General features: G+C 73.1%; 16 protein-coding genes. 3 read left to right on the top strand and 13 right to left on the bottom strand.

Going from position 1 to position 17,710, the window contains the following annotated elements:
* Positions 1–72: 72 nt before the first annotated feature.
* The 8 genes from ACWD4O_RS08215 to ACWD4O_RS08180 form a co-directional block, all read right to left on the bottom strand.
* Complete coding sequence (locus ACWD4O_RS08215; protein WP_451278607.1) at positions 73–1,416, bottom strand: NADase-type glycan-binding domain-containing protein; 1,344 nt, start codon at positions 1,414–1,416, stop codon at positions 73–75.
* On the bottom strand, positions 1,413–1,970 hold the full coding sequence (locus ACWD4O_RS08210; protein WP_451278605.1) for a phage tail protein: 558 nt from the start codon (positions 1,968–1,970) through the stop codon (positions 1,413–1,415). The genes ACWD4O_RS08215 and ACWD4O_RS08210 overlap by 4 nt, the downstream gene beginning before the upstream one ends.
* Positions 1,967–3,925, bottom strand: coding sequence for a putative baseplate assembly protein (locus ACWD4O_RS08205; protein WP_451278603.1), 1,959 nt, complete (start codon positions 3,923–3,925; stop codon positions 1,967–1,969). Before ACWD4O_RS08205 ends, ACWD4O_RS08210 begins: the two co-directional genes overlap by 4 nt.
* A complete protein-coding gene (locus ACWD4O_RS08200; RefSeq protein ID WP_351905984.1) occupies positions 3,925–4,368 on the bottom strand; it encodes a GPW/gp25 family protein in 444 nt (147 codons plus the stop codon). Before ACWD4O_RS08200 ends, ACWD4O_RS08205 begins: the two co-directional genes overlap by 1 nt.
* 43 nt (positions 4,369–4,411) lie before the next feature.
* The gene (locus tag ACWD4O_RS08195; RefSeq protein ID WP_451278601.1) at positions 4,412–6,322 is read right to left on the bottom strand and encodes a VgrG-related protein; all 1,911 of its coding nucleotides are present in this window, start codon (positions 6,320–6,322) and stop codon (positions 4,412–4,414) included.
* On the bottom strand, positions 6,322–7,047 hold the full coding sequence (locus ACWD4O_RS08190; protein WP_451278599.1) for a CIS tube protein: 726 nt from the start codon (positions 7,045–7,047) through the stop codon (positions 6,322–6,324). Before ACWD4O_RS08190 ends, ACWD4O_RS08195 begins: the two co-directional genes overlap by 1 nt.
* 75 nt (positions 7,048–7,122) lie before the next feature.
* Positions 7,123–7,548 carry a phage tail protein gene (locus tag ACWD4O_RS08185; protein WP_358802384.1) on the bottom strand — a complete coding sequence of 142 codons (426 nt, stop codon included), beginning with the start codon at positions 7,546–7,548 and terminating at the stop codon, positions 7,123–7,125.
* A 63-nt stretch (positions 7,549–7,611) separates the two neighbouring features.
* Positions 7,612–9,009 (bottom strand): hypothetical protein, encoded by a 1,398-nt coding sequence (locus ACWD4O_RS08180; RefSeq protein WP_451278597.1) that lies wholly within the window; start codon positions 9,007–9,009, stop codon positions 7,612–7,614.
* A gap of 301 nt (positions 9,010–9,310) precedes the next feature.
* On the opposite strand from ACWD4O_RS08180, the gene ACWD4O_RS08175 reads away from it, so the two are divergent.
* Together ACWD4O_RS08175 and ACWD4O_RS08170 are read left to right on the top strand one after the other, a co-directional pair.
* Complete coding sequence (locus ACWD4O_RS08175; RefSeq protein ID WP_451278595.1) at positions 9,311–9,988, top strand: hypothetical protein; 678 nt, start codon at positions 9,311–9,313, stop codon at positions 9,986–9,988.
* Positions 9,989–10,060: 72 nt separating this feature from the next.
* On the top strand, positions 10,061–10,504 hold the full coding sequence (locus tag ACWD4O_RS08170) for a hypothetical protein (protein WP_451278593.1): 444 nt from the start codon (positions 10,061–10,063) through the stop codon (positions 10,502–10,504).
* A 563-nt stretch (positions 10,505–11,067) separates the two neighbouring features.
* Here ACWD4O_RS08170 and ACWD4O_RS08165 read toward each other — a convergent pair.
* From ACWD4O_RS08165 to ACWD4O_RS08145, 5 genes are all read right to left on the bottom strand, one after another.
* Positions 11,068–11,226, bottom strand: coding sequence for a DUF6760 family protein (locus tag ACWD4O_RS08165; protein WP_351906007.1), 159 nt, complete (start codon positions 11,224–11,226; stop codon positions 11,068–11,070).
* The gene (locus ACWD4O_RS08160; RefSeq protein ID WP_451278591.1) at positions 11,223–11,735 is read right to left on the bottom strand and encodes a hypothetical protein; all 513 of its coding nucleotides are present in this window, start codon (positions 11,733–11,735) and stop codon (positions 11,223–11,225) included. The genes ACWD4O_RS08165 and ACWD4O_RS08160 overlap by 4 nt, the downstream gene beginning before the upstream one ends.
* Positions 11,735–12,178 carry a phage tail protein gene (locus tag ACWD4O_RS08155; RefSeq protein WP_020132887.1) on the bottom strand — a complete coding sequence of 148 codons (444 nt, stop codon included), beginning with the start codon at positions 12,176–12,178 and terminating at the stop codon, positions 11,735–11,737. Before ACWD4O_RS08155 ends, ACWD4O_RS08160 begins: the two co-directional genes overlap by 1 nt.
* Before the next feature lie 71 nt (positions 12,179–12,249).
* On the bottom strand, positions 12,250–13,848 hold the full coding sequence (locus tag ACWD4O_RS08150; RefSeq protein ID WP_451278589.1) for a phage tail sheath family protein: 1,599 nt from the start codon (positions 13,846–13,848) through the stop codon (positions 12,250–12,252).
* A gap of 151 nt (positions 13,849–13,999) precedes the next feature.
* Entirely contained in the window at positions 14,000–15,970 is a 1,971-nt protein-coding gene (locus tag ACWD4O_RS08145) for an eCIS core domain-containing protein (protein WP_451278587.1), read from the bottom strand.
* Between the two features lie 248 nt (positions 15,971–16,218).
* Here ACWD4O_RS08145 and ACWD4O_RS08140 point away from each other — a divergent pair, with 248 nt between their 5' ends.
* Positions 16,219–17,640: a hydrolase gene (locus ACWD4O_RS08140; RefSeq protein ID WP_451278585.1), complete on the top strand. Its 1,422-nt coding sequence runs from the start codon at positions 16,219–16,221 to the stop codon at positions 17,638–17,640.
* Positions 17,641–17,710 lie beyond the last annotated feature (70 nt).

Raw genomic sequence — 17,710 nt, 5'->3', positions numbered from 1 at the left:
GCGTGAGAAAGCCGGCCGCGTTCCCTCCCTGCGGCCGGCTGTCTCCGTCGGTCCCGCTCGCCTACCTGTCCGTCACGTCGAGTTCGCGCTCGACCTGCCGAAGAACTCGATCTCGGCTATCGCCACCTGCTTGTCCCCCGAGGCGAGGAACGACGACTCGATCGTGAAGCGGACCTTCGACACCTCGCCGACGCGGAACGAGCGCGGCTGGCCGCCCGCGCTCTGGTCGAGGGTCAGCTCGCGGGTCGTGATCGTGCCGTCCTTCAAGGTGATCGTCGCCTTGATGCGGTGCGGGAGGGCCGACTGGGTGAACTGGTCGGGGCGGGTCGTCGTGCCCGAGGTGATGACCACGTCCAGCAGCCGGATCGGCTCGTCGAAGCTGGCCTCGATCCACTCGCCCTCGCCCGACTCCGAGACGCCGGGGCCCCACCAGGTGTTGTTGATCCGGTCGAAGGCCAGCTCGGGCTTGTGCCCCGGGTAGGAGCGCGACGCCGCGTACGAGTCCGCGAAGACCGGGGCGCGCTTGGCGAAGTGGTCCTTCGTGGCCTGGATCGCGGCCGGCGTGTTCACCGCCGCGAGGATCACGAGGGTGAGGACGACCGCCGCCACCACCCATGTGACGATCCGGTCGAACGTACGGCGCAGGCGCGGACGGTCGCCCGCCCAGGGGGCCTCGCCGTTGCGGTTGAACAGACGACGCCACCACGGGAGGCGCAGGCTGGAGCGGTCCTCCAGGGTCATCGGCATCGCGCAGCGCATGCAGTAGTGCCGGTCGGGGTTGTTCGGGGTCGCGCACCACGGGCAGGCGACGCCGTGCATCTCGCCCTGGACCGGGCCCGGGGCGCGGACCTGCGGCCGGTCCGCGACCGGCCTGCCCGGCAGGACCGGGGCGACCGACGGGGTCGGGTCGGGGCGGGGTTCCGTGTCGGCGACCGGGACGAGGAGGGAGCGGGCCCGGGCCGCCATCGCCTCGTCGTCGGCGGTGGGAGCCGCGGGAGCAGGGGGCGTGTGGGGTGTGTGGGGTGTCGGGGCGGGGTGGTGCGTCGTCTGAGCGGTTGCGGGTGTCGGCGTCGTGGGTTCTTCCGGGGGGAGTACCGGGAGGGGGGTTTCCGTCGTGTCCTCGTCGTCCGAGTCGTGGTCGTGGTCGGGGTCGTGGTTGTGATCGTCGTGGGTCGGCCGGGCTGCTGCCGGCGGCGGCGTGGGCTCGGGGGCGGCCGGTGCCGGTGCCGGTGTCGCTGCCGGGGCGGGCTCTCGTGCCGGGGAGGACGACCCCGTGTCCGCGCCCGCCGTCGAGCTCGCCCGTGCCGGGGCTCGCTCCGTCCGCTCCGTCCAGCTCAGCACGGCCCCGCAGGCGTCGCAGAACGACTGGCCGGGCTCGGCCCGCGTGCCGCACTCGGCGCAGTTCTGGGTGGTCATCTCTCCGGGGTCCTTTCGGCGGCGGTCACCTTGACCGTGTACGGCATGTGAGCGGGGCGGGCGGCGGCCACGAGGGCGTCCAGGCGGTGGATGTCCGCGGGGCGCGGGTCGGGCAGGCGGAGCGTGACGTGGAGGTGCGGGCGGGGGGCGCCGGGGAACGGGCCGAGCGGGCGGGCCGTCCAGCTCGCGCCGCCGCTCTCGGAGATGTCCGGTGCCACGCCGAAGGCCAGCCGGACGGCCTCCGACAGGCCTCGGCGGGTACCGCGCACCCGGTGCAGGTAGGCGGCGGCCGCGACCGCGGCCCGGAGCCGCGCTTCCGGTTCCGTGCCGTCCGTCTCCGCGCCCACCCAGCCCGTCAGCCAGCGGGTGAAGTCGACCGGGGCGAGGGCCGGGTCGAAGTAGGCGGGCAGGCAGTCGAGGACGTTGAGGATGGGGGCCATGACCTCGTCCAGGCCCGCCACGAAGCGTTGCGCCAGGTCGTCGTCCGCGAAGACGGCCGGCAGCATCGTGCCGATGGGGGTGGACGAGCCGAGGCCGTCGATCGAGCCCCTCATGAGCCGTCCCCGATCACACGGACCCGGTGGTCGTAGGAGAAGACGAGGGCCGGGGCGGCCAGGTCGATGCGGTCGGTCGCCTCGCCGCGCTTGCCCGTCAGGGGATCGGCGGGGTGGAGCATGACCTGGTCGACCAGCTCGACGCCCGGGACGCGTTGCAGGACCGCGAAGATCTCGCCCGCCTGCACCGGGCGGCCGAACGGCCAGCCCTTGCCGTCCGCGCCGCCGGTCAGCGGGTCGATGTGGCGGTACAGGGCGTCGTGCGCCTGGCGGCGGACGCGGTCGGTGTCGACGCCCCGGAAGGCGTGGACCGTCGCGACGACCGTCACACCCTGGTAGTACGGAGGGCCCACCGCCAACCTCGTGCCGATCAGGCGGCGTTCGTCGAGATGGCGGGTGATGCGGTCCAACAGGGAGTCGCCGGGGACCAGTTGCTCGAAGCGGAGCCGGCCGCCGGGGTCCGCGACCGCCTGCGGGACCACCAACACCCGCACGGCGTAGGAGCCGTGCTCGTCCGGCTCGCCCTCCAGACAGGTGATGCGGGCCGTCTCCGGGGCCGCGCGGCGCGCCAGTTCCTCGTAGTCGCGCAGGGTCACCGCACGCTCCTGGGCGCGGAGCGTGATCGGGGCCCGGAGTTTCGCCTCCTCCACCGTCTCCCCGTCGACGCCGCCGCGCGCGGCCTCGCGGTTGACGACCTCCGAGACGTACGGGACGGAGGTGCGCAGCACCTGGACCGTGCCCCGGGCCACGTTGCCGGCCCGGCCGCCGCCCGTGCGGTAGCGGCGGGCGCGGATGACCGAGCCCTTGGCGGCGACGGCCCCGTACTGGCGGAGCCGGCCGTCGGGTTCGCGGACGGCCGGGCCGAAGGCGATCTCGCCGGTGGCCGCGTCGAGGGTGATGTGCCGGTCGTCCGGTCCGGAGGCGGCGAAGTGGGGGACCACCTGCCAGTCGATCCAGCCCTCGTGCTCGGCGGTCTGGAGCAGGAGCGGCGGGTCGTCGCCGACCACGGGGGTGTGGGTGAGGGCCAGGCGCTGGCCGGGCAGGCCCGTCGACTCGCCGAGGGCCTCGTCCTCGACCGTCTCGGCGTGCACGGCGGGGGCGGTGCCGCCGACCGTGAAGACCTCGGCGGAGCGCACGGTCGGGGAGGTGGTGTAGAAGGGCTGGGCGGGGAGGGGCTCGGTGACGCGGCAGCGCAGCCAGCCCGCCTCCTGGCCGCCCGAGCGGGACAGCACATGCCCGCCGGGGATGTGCAGGACGACCTCGCCGGGGCGGTTGAGGCCGCCGGTGCCGTCGCGGTCGATCTCGCACTCCTGCCAGCCGTCCTCCGTCCAGGCCTCCCAGACGAGCGGGGGCTGGCGCGGGTCGACGCCGACGCCGTCGACGCGGCTGTCCAGTTCCAGGGCCACCGCGCAGTGCGGGACGGCGGCGCTCAGGCCGAACAGCATGCAGTCGCCGGGCTGCGGGGCCTCCGAGAAGCAGAGCAGGTCCTTGCCCTCGGTGAGGTCGGTGGTCCGGTCGGTGACCGGCTCGCCCCGGTGCTGCACCACGAGGTGCTTCAACCAGGAGGGCACGACGACGAGTTCGCGTTCCGTCGCGAACACGACCGCCTCCTCGCGCTCCGTGCGGACCGTCGCCACCTCCGTGCCCACCGGCAGCAGGACCGGCTCCTCCTGCGGCGCGGACAGCCAGAACGTCACCTCCGTGCGCGCGGCGGACGGCGGGAAGAGCCGGATGCCGACCAGGTCCAGGAAGGCCAGATGGTTCTTCTCGGGGACGCGGTTGAGGCGGTAGACGATCTGGTCGGCCATGTGGGCGACCGTCTCGACGAGGGTCACGCCCGGGTCGGAGACGTTGTGGTCGGTCCACTCCGGTGCGCGCTGCTGGATGTAGCGCTTGGCGTCGTCGACGAACTGCTGGAAGCGGCGGTCGTCCAGGTTCGGGGAGGGCAGGGCCATCAGCGGTCGCTTTCGGAAGCCGTACCGGATGAGCCGGGGAGATCCGGCTCGTCGTGGGACGGAATGACGTAGAACGGGAAGACGAGACTGCGCGGGTTGTTGGTGCCGCGGATCGAGTAGCGGACGTCGATGAAGAGCACGCCCTGTTCGGCGCCGGCCGTGACCTCGACGTCGTTGACCTCGATGCGCGGCTCCCAGCGGTCCAGGCAGGTGTACACCTCGTGCTGGATCCGGCCGGCCGTCGCCTCGTTGACCGGGGCGAAGACCAGGTCGTGGATGGCGCAGCCGTACTCCGGACGCATCGGGCGCTCGCCCGGGGCGGTGGCGAGGATCAGCCGGATGGCCTCCTCGATCTCGCGTTCGCCGCTGACCATGGCGATGCCACCGGTGGGGCCGATGCGCAGCGGGAACGCCCAGCCCGATCCGACGAATTGCTCGGCCATCAGACGGCCACCTGCCTTCTTCTCTTTTCGGTGATGCGGGCCGTCATGGCAGCGGGTACGGCTTGCTGTTGACCATCACCACGCCCTGGAGCATGAGGGTCGCGGCCCTGATGCCGACGTTGGCGGTGGCGTTGACCTGGACGGTGCCGAGCGAGCTGACCATCGCGGCGCCGGCCGACTTGAGGCTGAGCAGACCGGCCGAGTCCACCGACAGCACGCCCGTCATCGACTTGACGTTGACCGAGCTGCCCCGGATGGTCAACAGGGCGCCGCTCTTGATGGTGAGGTTGCGGCGCGCGCTGAGCGTGAGGTCGGTGCCGGCCTCGACGGACACCGCGCGGCTGCCCTTGATGCTGACGTCGCCCTTGCTGTCGATGGTGATCTCGGTCTTCGTGCGGTCCAGGTTGATGACGAGCCGGTCGTCGCCGGAGGTGACCCGGACCCCCTGCTTGCGGCCGCCGGTGGTCTGGCTGAGCAGGTCGACGCGGTTGCCGTCACGGTCGGAGAGGGTGTGCCGGACGGCGCGCCGCCGGGCCCCGTCGTGCAGCGGCACGTCCTTGACCGGGGTCGGCTTGTCCTTGCCGTTGTAGAGGCCGCCGATGACGTACGGGTGGTCGAGGGCGCCCCGGTCGAAGGCGACCAGCACCTCGTCGCCGACGTCGAGCGGGAAGATGGAGCCGCCGGCCTTGCCGCCCCACTGCACGACCCGCGTCCAGTCGCTGATGTAGAGGTCGTCGAGCCAGGGGAACTGGAGCTTCACCCTGCCCTGTTTGAGCGGGTCCTGGACGTCCGTGACGAGCGCGTTGGTCGTGCCGGGGAGGTTCAGGCCGCTGGTCGCACCGCCTCCCCCGCCGCCGGAGGTCAGGCCGAACAGCGACCGCCACTGCCGTCCGCTGACGGTGACCCAGGCCTCGTAGTGCTTGCCGTCGCCGAACACGTGCCGTACGGAGGTCGCGGTGTACTTGCCCTCGAAGGGGGCGCCCACGTCCGCGAGCGTGACGGGCAGGCCCGGGCGGAGCTTCGGGGTGCCGCGCGCGACGACCTCCAGCTCGGCGAACGAGCCGGTGACGTCGTCGGCGAGCGCCTCGGCGGCGAACTTCACCTCCGACTGCCGGTCGTACGGCGTCTGCGCGTCGACCAGCTTGGCCGGCTTGAACTTGGCGGAGGCCTCGCCGGGGGTCGTCCCGATGCTGATGCCCGGGTTGGTCTTCGCGGGCGCGGTCGCGGTGAGCTTCTTCTTCGTCGTGACGTCCCAGCCGCGCGCCTCGACGGTGCCGACCTGCTCGGCGGCGGTGACGGCGGCCCGCAGCCGCAGGATGTCGGTGCCCGCCTCCATGACGAACGGGCTCTTCTCACCGGGGGTCGAGGTGGGCGGCGCGCCCGAGGCCGGGTCGGGCTTGAGGAACTGGAACTTCCCCTTGGAGTCCACCGACATGACCATCTCGTTCTCGTCGGCGAGCCGGGCGAGGAAGTCCCAGTCGGTGACGTTGGCCTGGCTGATGAACTCGTAGACGGTCTTGGTCGACTGGATCTTCCCGACGGGGACGCCGGCCTGCGCGGCCAGCTTGCGGGCGATGTCCGAGGCGCTCTGGTTGCGGTACGCGGCGACCCGGCGCTGGCGCATCAGCCGGTGACCGAAGTCGTAGCCCCGGATGACCGTGAAGGTGCCGGTGCCGTCGTAGTCCGCCTCCATGCCGCAGACCTCGCCTGTGAGGAGCGGGTCGGCCGCGCCCTTGCCGTCCGCGATCGGCGCGAGGACCACCGGGGTGCCGAACCGGACGCCCAGTTTGCCGAGGACCTGGCGGTACGGGTCGCGGAACGTCAGCCGGAAGGCGGCCGGGACACCGAGCCCCTGGTCCACCCAGCCCTCGACGAGCAGCGGCGCGAAGTCGACGGGGAGGGGACGGCCGCCCAGCGTGACCTGGATGACGCTGGAGAACGCGGACTGGACCACTAGTAGCGCACCTCCTCTACGGCCGGCATGACGAGCTCGATGCCGGTCGGCAGCCGGGAGGGGTCGTCGATGCCGTTGACCTCGGCGATCGACCGCCAGGCGGACGCGTCGCCGTACTCGCGCCAGGCGAGCGACTGGAGCGAGTCGCCGGCGACGACGCGGTGCACGCGCTGGGCCGTGAGCGCGCCCGAGGTCGGGTTCTGGCCCTTCGTCTTGCTCGGGATCTCGTGCAGATGCACCTGCGCCGTGGCACGGATCGGGACGCCGGTCGTGCCGAACAGCGAGTACGTGACGTCGATGCTGCTCACATAGGCGGTGAAGCGGGCCGTCGAGAACGAACCCCACTGGAACACCACCCACGGCGGTGAGGGCTGCTTGGCGGCGATGCTCTTCGTCGTCACCTCACAGCACTCCAGCAGCGACTCGACCTTCTTCAGGACGGTGTTGCTGCCGGGCTGGTCGGAGGAGTCGAGGAAGATCTCCACGGTCATCTGGCGCGGTTCCGGACCCATGAACTCCGGTACGGAGCCGTCCCGGACGGCCGCGGTCGGCGTGACCTTCCACTGGGCCTTCCGGCCGAGCTGCAGCTGCGACGGGTTGAAGTCGAACCCGAACGACTTGATCAGCCCGCCGGGCGTGGTGCTGGTGCCCACCGGCGGTTCGTGGATCGCGAGGGTCGCACGGACCAGGCTCTTGCCGGCGCCGCCTTTGCTTCCCTTGGCCATGGCCTGTCACTCCCTGCCTTGTGCTGGTCGTCGTGCTCGCTGTGCTCGTCGTGCGCGCTGTGCTCGTCCTGGTGGTCAGTCGGTGAAGCCGTGGTGGGTGATCTCCAGGACCTCAGTCGCCACGCCGGGGCTGTCCGGGTTGAGCGACGGCCCCTGCCAGCTGACCGGCAGCACGTCGATCAGGCCCCACCGGGCGACCTCCGAGCCGTCCGCGCGCAGGGCCGCGATCTGGGCGGTCGGCCGGGTCACCCCGGTGGTCACCGAGGAGATCCACTTGGCGACCTTGGTGGTGTCCGGGGTGAGGGGCCGGGTCAGCCGGATGTTGGAGAACGTCACACGGGACGGCAGCGCCCAGACGAAGCCGTTGTTCCCGCCCTCCTGGCGGTGCTCGATCTCCACCTGGGACGAGAGTCCCTCACACCCGTTGAAGTAGCCGAGGCTCTCTCCGTCGATGGTCAGGGTGAAGAAGATCGTGGAGCCCGGGTCGAGATCGGAGGGCATCGGAGCCGCCTGGCCTTTCTGGGAGTGCGGGAGGGGAGTGGGGGCGGGAAGGGCGCCTGTCGGTCAGCGGCGGGGGTCGCGGAGCCTGCCGATCCGTTCGCGGTCGAGTCGCAGTTCCGTGCGCAGGAGCCGGGTGATGCGCCCGGTCAGACGGTGCGTCAGCTCGTCGAGCTGGAAGTCGGTGAGCGAGCGCGGATCGAACCCCGGGTGCGGCTCGGCGTGCGCCGGGCTCGCGGAGTTCGAGGAGCTCTGGGCGCCGCCGGAACCGGGAGGCGGGCCGGCGGTGGCGGGGCGGGGGGTCTTCGGCACCCCGGCGGGCGGCGCGGGCGGGGCGGCCGCGGCACGTCGCTGGATCGTGGGGGGAGTGGCGGCGGCGGGGGCGGTGGGCTGAGCGGGCGGGAGGGGTGTGGCGGGGAGATGGGCGCCCGGGGGGAGCGATGCGATGCCCGGGAGAGGGGTTGCGGGGGCGGCGGCTGCGGCCCCGACCGAGGGCGTGGGCGTGGGCGTGGGGTACGGGCGGGCCACGGGAAGGCCTGCGGGCGCGCCGGGTGCGGAGCGGCGCAGTGGTACGGGCGGTGCGGCGGCCGCGCGGCGCTGCACGACGGAGGGGGCGGAAGCGGGCGTCGGGGACTTGGCGGTTGTCGTCATGGGGCGCACTGCGCGGGTGACGGAGCGGAGGGGGGAGGTCGTGAGGGAGGTGGTGGGGGAGGCGGTCGGGGAGGCCGTGGGGTAAGCGGGGGTGGCTGGTGTCGCCTGCGCGGGCATCGGCAGCGCGATGGGCATCGGCAGGGTGACGGGGGTGGCTGGTGCGGCAGGGGAGGTGGAAGCGGGCCGCGGGAGGTGGGGGGCCGTGGGTGTTGCGGTGGCGCGTTGTACGACGGGGGGCGTGGGGGACGTCGTCGTACGGGGGGCGTCGGCCTGGCGCGCGACGGGGGTGGCGCTCGGCGCGGCGAGCGGCTTGGCGTCGGCGGGGCGGGCGGAGAGGGGGCTGCCCAGTGCGGGGCGCGCGGGCGCGGGGCGGGAGGGCTGCGCGGGGGGCGTCGGTGCCGCCGCGGTGCGCTGGACGGGGGCGCCGAGGGGGGTGGAGCGCTGGAGCGCGGGGAGCGGCTCCGTCCGTGAACTCGGGGTGCCGGGGGTGGGCGCGAGGTCGGCGAGGTTCGCCGGGGGCGTCGCGGTGGTTGTACGGGGAGCGGGCGCCGGGGCGTTGGCGGGTGTCGTCGGACGCGGGCGGTCCGGAGGGAGGCTCGTGGGGGCGCCGAGGCCTGCGCGGGGTCGGGGGGTGGCCGCGCCGGGGCCGACCGCCCGCTGGACGCTCGTCGCGGACGACGGCTGTCCGGAACCGGCTTCGGCGGCAGGGCGGCTGGGGGACGTCGGCGTCGAACCGCTCGCGGCGACGGGCCGGGTGGGGACGACGGGGGCGGGCGAAGTGGTCGCGCCGGGGGCCGTCGCTGCGCGCTGCACGGTCGGGGTCGAGGTCGGGGGCGCACCGGGGGAGGGGGCGGAGGCTGAGCTGGTTGCCGGTGCCGTCCGCTGTACGGACGGGGACGACGTCCGGCCAGCGTCGCTGGAGGCCGAACGCGGGGCTGAGGCCGGGCTCGAGGCCGCGCCGGGTGCCGGTGTGGTTCGCTGCACGGCGGGGGGCGATGTCCGACCGGCGTCACCGGAGGTCGGTACCGACGGGCCAGGGATCGGGGCGGGGGCCGAGGTCGGGCCCGCAGTCGGACGGGGTGCCGTCGTTGCGCGTTGCACGGCCGGGGGCGAGGTGCGACCGCTGTCGGCGGAGGCGGAGGCGGAGGCGGAGGCGGAGGCGGAGGCGGAGGCGGGGGTGGAGGCGGGGGTGGAGGCGGGGGTGGCGGCCGGGGCCGGGGCAAGTGGCGTTGCCGCGCGTTGTACGGCGGCGGGCGGTGCCGTCGCCGGGGTGGCGGCAGTGCTGCGCGCGGGAACGGAGCCGGAAGTGCGGGCGGCCGACGACCCGGTGCGGGTGTCGGCGGGGGCGGGTCGGCTGCTCACGGGGTGCGGTGTGGCCGCGGCGGGTGTCGGCGGCGGGCTGCTCGGGGGCGACGATGCCGTCCGCCCCGTGACGGCCCGCTGCACGCTGGGCGCGGTGCTCGCCGCGGGGGGTCCCGCGGAGGCGACGGGCGGAGTCGGCGCGGTTCTCGACGTCCCCGGAGACGGTGAACTTCCCGGCGCAGGAGGCGAGGCAGCCGTGGTCGGCGTGGTCGGCGTGGTCGTGGGGAACGGCCGGGCGGGGCCGGTGGGCACGGCGGGTGTGGTGGGCGTGGTGGGCCTGGCGGGTGTGGCACCGGCTGCCGGCGAGGGGCCGGCGTCACCCGCGACCGGTACTGGTACCGCACGCTGCACTCGGACCGGGTCCGGACCGGGCGTCGTCGGACGGGAGGCGGCGGGCGCGGCCTGCTCATGGCGGGGTACCGCCCGCTGAATCCCCACCGGCTGCCCACCGGACGCCGGGGCCGGGGACACGCCCGGGGACCCGCTCAGGGTCGGGGACGGCGTGCCGCCCGCCCTCGCCGCCGTCGGTCCCGCTGCGGCGGACGAGGTCGAGGGAGCTGGAGAGGCCGAGGGGGCCGGTCGTGGGCCCGGCGCGGGTTCCTTGGCGGGCGGGGTGCCTCCGGCGTCGGTGGCCGTGCCCCGGCCGGAGGCCTGCGCGGAACCGGCGGAGGCGGACGTCGACGCGGGTGCGGGCGTCGGCCGGGCGGGCAGCGTACGGCGCTGGACCGGTGCCGACACGGACCTGGTCAACGGGGCCGAGGCCGGTGCCGTCGCCGGGCCGGGGCTCGCCGGGGACACCCGGATGCCCCGAGTCGGGAAGGCGGCGGGAGCCGGAGTCGCAGGCGTCGTCGATCGTGCCGCCACCACAGGCATCGGCGGCGCGGCGGAGGCAGCGGCAACCGGAGCAGGAGCAGGAGCAGGAGCAGGAGCCGGAACCGGGGCCTGAGGCGTGGGAACCGACGCCGTCGTCGGGTACGCGGGAGCCGCCTGCACGGACGGCCGCACCGGTATCCCGACCGAAGGAGTCGGAGGAGCTGAAGGGGCTGAAGGGGCTGAGGGAGCGGAAGGAACCGCACGCTGCAGAGGCGTGGCCCGAGGCGGCGCAACCACCCGCTGGGGTTGTTCGACCGGTGGAGCGACCCGCAGGCTGCTCATCCGGCCGCCCGGCCCCGAGTCCAGGACCGCGGGGGAGCCGGTGGCGGTGAAGGAAGGGTTCTGCCAGGTCGCCAGTCGGCCGCCGAAGCCGGCGTCCGCGACCCCCGACGTGCCCCCGGCCGCCGTCCGCTGGATGGGCGGGAGCGACGGCCACGCGGCCGTGACGACCCGCGGCGCGGATGCCGGAGCCGATGCCGAGGTCGCCGCCGGGGCCGATGTCGTATCCGTCCGGCCGCCAGCCGGGGCCGGCGTTGTCGCCGACGGCGTACCCGAGCCGTTTGCGCGCCCCTCGCGCCCCTCGCGCCCTTCGCGCCCCCCGCGTCCGCCCCGCAGCCGTTCCAGGAACCCCATGCCTCAGCCCTCCGCCCCGCCCCGGGTCACCAGGGACGCGATCTGGTCGGCGTAACGGCGCCGGTCGTGGTGTTCCAGGTCCAGGATCTCGTCCTGGCTCCAGTGGAAGTGGTAGGCGACGTACGCGATCTCCTCGTGCATCCGGTCGGTCGCGTACGTCACGATTCCCCCAGGCGGCTCCCGCCGAGTTCCACCTCGAAGGGTTCCGAGCAGTGGGGGCACTGCACCGAGGCGCGGGTGTGCCCCTCGGCGTTGATCTGGCGGTAGAAGTCCTGGAGGAACGCCAGGTCGGAGGCGAACATGCTCTCCACGACGCCGTCGTGGACCAGCGGCAGGCTGCCGAGCCGGGTGATGACCCGGCCCAGCAGCACCACCGACAGATACGCCGGGTTCTCCTGGACGCGGATGTCGCGGAGCGGGACGAGTTCGTCCCGCGCCGTCGCCAGCCGCATCACGCCGTCGCGGTGGACCGTGCCCGCCTCGTCGACGTAACCGCGCGGCAGTTCGAAGGGGAACTCCGTTTGCAGCCGGTACGCCGCCGGGGCGGGAGCCGGGGCAGCGGCGGGAGCCGCCTGCCCCGCGAAGGTGGATTCGGGCACGGCGGTCGCGGGCGGGAGCGCCTCATGCGGCTCCCCGCTCGCCGCCGCCGCCCGGACAGCCGTACGCCGCATTACTCGATGACCAGTTCTTCGAACGTGATCGTCACGGTCTCGGTCAGCGCGGAGGCCTCGCCGGCCTTCACCGAGCTGGTGTCGATCTTGCTGCACCAGGCGTTGCGCATGTTGTACCGCTTGACCGGGTTGTTCTGGTAGTCCATCACCATGATCGTGGCGTTCTTGCGGGCGGTGCCCATCACGCCGTTGATCGACTCGGTGATCCACTGGTTGAACGCCGCGGACTGGGTCATGCCGCGCACGACCGTGCAGGTGCCCGCCTTCTTCACGCCGGGCAGCTTCTTGGTGACCGGCTTGCCCTGCGCGGAGACCTGCTGGTACTCGATGACGTCCTGTTCGAGGCTGAGGCCGCTGACCTCGGCGAGGTACTCGACCATCACGCCGTCGATCTGCAGGCCGAAATTATGTGAAGTAAGGGCGTCACCCGGCTGGAGACTCATCTGGCTTTCCTTCTAAGTGATCTGAGGGAGTTGAGGAGAGGGATACGGAGGTGAGGAGGCCTGCTGGAGGCCTACTCCTCCAGCTCCCCGCTCCCGCTGGAGAACTGGGCCAGCCGGAAGATGACGAACTCGGCGGGCTTGACCGGCGCGATGCCGATCTCGCAGATGACCCGGCCGAGGTCCACCGACTCCGGCGGGTTGGACTCCTCGTCACACTTGACGTAGTACGCCTCTTCGGGGCGGGCGCCGAACAGGGCGCCCGAGCGCCACTCGTTCACGAGGAACGCGGAGACGTTGCGCCGGATCCGGGCCCACAGGGCGTGGTCGTTCGGCTCGAACACCACCCACTGGGTGCCGATCAGGATCGACTCCTCCAGGTAGTTGAAGTACCGGCGGACGTTCAGGTAGCGCCAGGCCGGGTCGGAGGAGAGGGTGCGGGCGCCCCAGATGCGGATGCCCCGGCCCGGGAACGCCCGGATGCAGTTCACGCCGATCGGGTTGAGCAGGTCCTGCTCGCCGCGGGTGATCTGGATCTCCAGGTCCACCGCGCCGCGCACGACCTCGTTCGCGGGAGCCTTGTGCACGCCGCGCTCGGAGTCGTTGCGGGCCCACACGCCGGCCACGTGACCGCTCGGCGGGATCAGCCGGGCCTGGCCGGAGGCCGGGTCGAAGGACTTGATCCACGGGTAGTACAGGGCCGCGTACTTGGAGTCGTAGCCGGCCGTCTCCTGGCGCCAGACCCGGATCTGACGGGCGTTCAGGCCGGGCGGCGGGTCGATGATCGCGACGCGGTCGCCCATCAGCTCGCAGTGCGCGATCAGGCCCAGCTGAACGGCCTTGACCTGCTCCAGGTCGATCGCGCCGCGCTGGTAGGCGGCCATCAGGTCGGGCACCGCGACCATGGACACCTCGTCGACGGCCTCCAGGCCGCCGAAGCCGGTGCGGTCGGAGCTGTCGCCCAGGTACTGCGCGGGGCCGACGGAGGCGATGTCGTCGGGGGCGCCGCCCGGGACGGCGGGGGCCGAGGCGGACGGCGCGGCCAGCGCGACCGTCTGGTTCTCGGGGCGGGCCAGCTGTGCGGCCGGCGCGGCCTCGGCCACGGCGATGAGCTTGGAGCGCTCCTTGACCTGGGTGACGACGTAGGAGCGGTTGCCCTTCTTCGCCGACACATCGAAGGTCTCGACGGCCTTGTCGCCGTCCTTGACGATCAGCTTGAAGCGCTCGGCGGGGCCTTCGCCCTCCGCGTCCGCGACCTCGACGCTCAGCGGGCCGCCGCTCGCGCCGGCCGCGAGGGCCGTCACGGTGAACGTGCCGAGCTGCTTCGGCTCACCGGCCGGCAGCGCCGCCTGGGCGGCGGAACCGCCCACCGCGGCGGGGGACTTGGCGTCGCCGCTCGCGCCGGCCGCGGTGCCGCCGACGCGCACGACGTACGCCGCCGAGCCGCCGTTGTTGAAGAAGCCGTAGACGGAGTGCGCCAGGTAGTAGCCGTCGGTGAAGTCACCGAACGCCGCCACGTACTGGGTCCAGTTGGTCACCAGGGTCGGCTCGTTCAGGGGGCCGGTCGGGGCGAGCCCGACGAAGGCCGCCACCGAGGTGCCCACCCCCTCGATCGGGCGGGAGCCGCTGGCCACCTCCTCGACGTATACGCCGGGCGACAGGTAGGACGGCATGCTGTGCTCTCCTCGGGGTACGCGTCAGGACTCTTTCACCGTCACGCGCGAAGCGCGTCCCCCGAAACGGCCTCCGGTGCACGTCTGCGGGCAGACCTGGTGGCCGCGAGGGCAAAACCGGGTCCTCGGCGTCCGTGCGCGGGCGGGCGGGTCAGGCGCGGCGCACCCGCACGGTCAGCGGGTTCACGAAGTCGCCGGCGCCGCCCGCGTACTGCTTGTCGTGGAAGGTCTCGCCCACCTGGGAGCCGTACAGACGGAAGAACCACTTGCCCTTCCACGCCGTCTGGTCGATGCCGAGGGCCTGGTACTCCGCCATCGCCTTGGCGCGGGTGGTGTGGGCGATCTTCTGGAGCATCTCGATGATCCGCTCGCTCTCCATGGTGCTCTTGGGCTCCTGGGGCGTGTAGTTGTTGAAGATCGACTTGGTCTTCTCCCGGTAGGTGTCGAGCAGCTTGCTCTCCAGGTCCTTCAGCGCCTTCTGGGCGTTCTGGTTGCGGGTGTAGTTCTCCAGCGTCACCCAGTCCGCGCCGTTGAGACTGCGGGCCACGACCCCGGCGAAGTGGTAGTTCCACACGTCGACATTGCTGCGGTCGGTGGAGTTCTGTCCCGGGGCCGCCGTCGCGAAGTCGATCTTGTCGTCGTGGCCGATGGAGAGGGTGGCGAAGCCCTCGCCGACGTCGGGCCGGGCGTGCTGGTTGATGCCCATCTTCCGCGCCGCGGCGTCCGACTGCGCGGGGTGGTCGCGCAGCGTGGAGCCGTAGTCGCGGGCCACGTCCCGTTCGCTGCGGCCGCCCTGGTTGTTGGCGGTCGTCGCCGCGGCCGCGGCGGTCGTCGCGTCGGTGGTCCCGCCGAAGCCCACGCTCTGCGTGAGGTGATCGGCCAGCGGGACGCCCACGTTCTGGCCCCACGGGGCATTGGCATTGGCGCCGTTGCCCGCCATGACCAGCTGCATCTGGTAGTTGCCGACGACCTGCCGCGCCACGTCGATGCACTGCACCTTGATCAGGTCGGCGAAACCGCCGGCCATCTGCTGGGTGGCGGGGTTCGCCGTCACCGGGGTGACCTTGGTCAGATTTCCGACCGGGGTCCTGATCTGCGCCCCGCCCTGGACGAGCGTGTACTGGCTGCCCGTCTGCGCCAGCTGGGCCACCGCCTGCTGGAAGACGGTGTTCGTCGCGTAGAACTCCTTCGGCTCCCGGTCGGTGTCGTGGACGGCGAGCGTGCCGTCGTCCGAGTACCGCAGGGTGACGCCGGCCGGATGGTGGTTCTTGACGCCCATGTGGTCCACTTTGGCGTTGATCAGGCCGTTCGGGGACTGGCCCTTGGCCAGGACGCCCTCCGGGGACTGGGTCGTGAAGTAGGCGTCGGTCTCGGGCAGCGGCTCGACACCGTCGATGCCGCCGGTCCGCGCGCGCTGGACGGTGGGCGCGGCGCCGGGCGCGGGAGCGCGCTGCACCCCGGACGCCGACTCCGCTGCGGGAGCGTGACCGTGGTCGTGGTCGTGCGCATGGTCGTGGCCGTGGCCGTGAGAGGGGGCGGGCGCGGAGCCGGACAGTACCCGGCGTGCGTTCTCCTCCGCGGCCCGCTCGTATCTGTCGGAGGGGTCGCTGACCCGCAGTCCGTCGCCGTGGTCGGTGCCCGCGACCGGGCCTTGCCGCTGCTGGATCACATGCGTCAGCTCGTGGGCGAGGGTGTGCCGGTCGCCGCCGCCGTCGCCGATCACGACATGGCTGCCGGAGGTGTAGGCGCGGGCGCCGACCGCCGCGGCCGACTGCCGGGCGGCGGTGTCCGTGTGCAGCCGTACGTCGCCGAAGTCGGCGCCGAGCCGGGCCTCCATGTCCTGGCGCACGGCCCCGTCGAGCGGGGTGCCCGAAGAGCGGATCACCGACTGCACGGAGTCGGCGGCCCGCTGCACGGTGTCGGGGTCCTGTCCGGCGCTGCGTTGGGCCACCAGCTGGGCCATCGCCGCGTTGCCCGCGGTCCGTTGGAGGGCGAGGATCGCTTCGGGCGAGCGGGTGGCGAGAGCGTGCTGCGGGGGAACCGCGGATCCCGGGGTGCGCGGGGCCCGCGCACCGCCCGCCCCGCGCACGCTCGAATCCTTCGGCTGGTCCTGGCTGCGCATGGGAACCCCTGAAACGGCACGGAGACGGTGAATCGGCGACGGTGGGACCGAGCCGGTGAACCGGTGAACCGGTGGCAAATTCCCATCCTTACCGCGCCGTCGCCGGATCCGGCAGGGCCGTGGGGGCAGACCGGGGGGCACCCTTCGGCCGCGTCCGGACGGAAGGGCAGCCGGGGCGGCCCTGCCGGGCACCCGCTCTGCCCCGTGGCTTCTGATCTTCCCCTCGACCGGCACCGTAGCGTCGGCGTGTGAGCCTGTGGACTTCCCTCGAACCCTCGTCCGTCACCGTCGACCCCGGCAGCCGGGCGACCGTACGGCTGCGGGTGCGCAACACCGGTGACGTCGTCGACGAGTACCGCTTCGAGCCGGTGGGGAGTGTGGCGCCCTGGACGACGGTGGAGCCGCCGACCCTGCGTCTCTTCCCGGGCACGACGGGGACGGTCGAGCTGACGTTCGCGCCGCCGCGCACTCCGGACGCGACGGCCGGCCCGAACCCCTTTGCGGTGCGCATCACGCCGACGGAGCATCCGGAGGCGGTGACGGTCCCCGAGGGCAATCTGACGATCACGCCGTTCACCGAGGTGCGGGCCGAGTTGGTGCCGCCGACGGTGAAGGGACGGTTCCGGGGCCGCCCGCGCCTCGCCATCGACAACGTCGGCAACACCAAGCTCACCGCCTCGCTGAGCGGCAGCGACAACGGGGACCGGCTGTCGTACGAGCTCCAGCCGGGCAATGTGCAGATCGAGCCGGGGCGTGCGGTGTTCGTGAACACCACGCTCCGCCCGCGCCAGATCATCTGGTTCGGCTCGAAGGAGGAGCAGCCGTACGCGCTGAACGTGCAGCGTTCGGGCGCGGTACCGCTGTCCGTGGACGGCACGTTCGTGCAGCGCGGCTTCCTGCCCCGCTGGCTGGCGACGGCGCTCAGCCTGACCCTGGCGCTCGCGATCGCGTTCGTGATGATCTGGCTGACGTACAAGCCGTCGGTGCGGTCCCTGGCCCAGCCGAAGGTCGAGGAGGCCGGTGTCAGCACCCTGGCGCCCAGCCCTTCGGCGTCGCCCAGCGCCCCGGTCCTGGTGCCCACCCCGACGGCGCCCGCCGTGGTCGAGGCGCCCGCCAGCAGCCAGGCCCCGGCCGCCGGCGGCAGCGGCGGCAGCGGCGGGGACGGTGGCGGGAGCGAGTCGGAGGCTCCCGTGAAGCCCAAGCAGGAGACGGCGGCCGACGCCGTGCTGAAACTGGCGGCGCGCAGCGACGGACGGCACATCTGCTACCGCGCCTACGTGGCGGACAACGGCTGGCAGGACCCCGTCTGCGACGGGGCGATCGCGGGCACGACCGGCAAGACCCTGCCCATCAAGGCCCTCAACATCGCCACCGCGGGAACCGGCGGAGTAAGGGGCAACGGCGCGCACGTCGTCGAGGGCTGGTACACCAAGGACAAGTGGTCGAGCGCGGCCGACGGGGTCGACATGTACATCGGCCAGACCAAGGAGGCCGTCTCGCCGATGGAGGGCTTCACCATCGGGGTCACGGACGGCTCCGTCTGCCAGAACCCGCATGTCCAGGACCGCGGCTGGCTGGGCGTCGGCTGCACCAAGCCGGCTGACTGGATCTACGGCGGCAGCGTCATGGGGGCGGGCCTCCAACTCGAAGCCGTCCGCTTCACGGTCTGAGGCCTGAGGCCTGACGTCTGAGCCTCCGCCGGATCCACGTCTGAAACCGTGTGAACGGGCACGTCCGCTC

The sequence above is a fragment of the Streptomyces sp. NPDC002623 genome (genome assembly GCF_053592635.1).
Note: the sequence above shows the minus strand (reverse complement) of the source record. Positions and strands in the feature narration are given on the sequence as shown.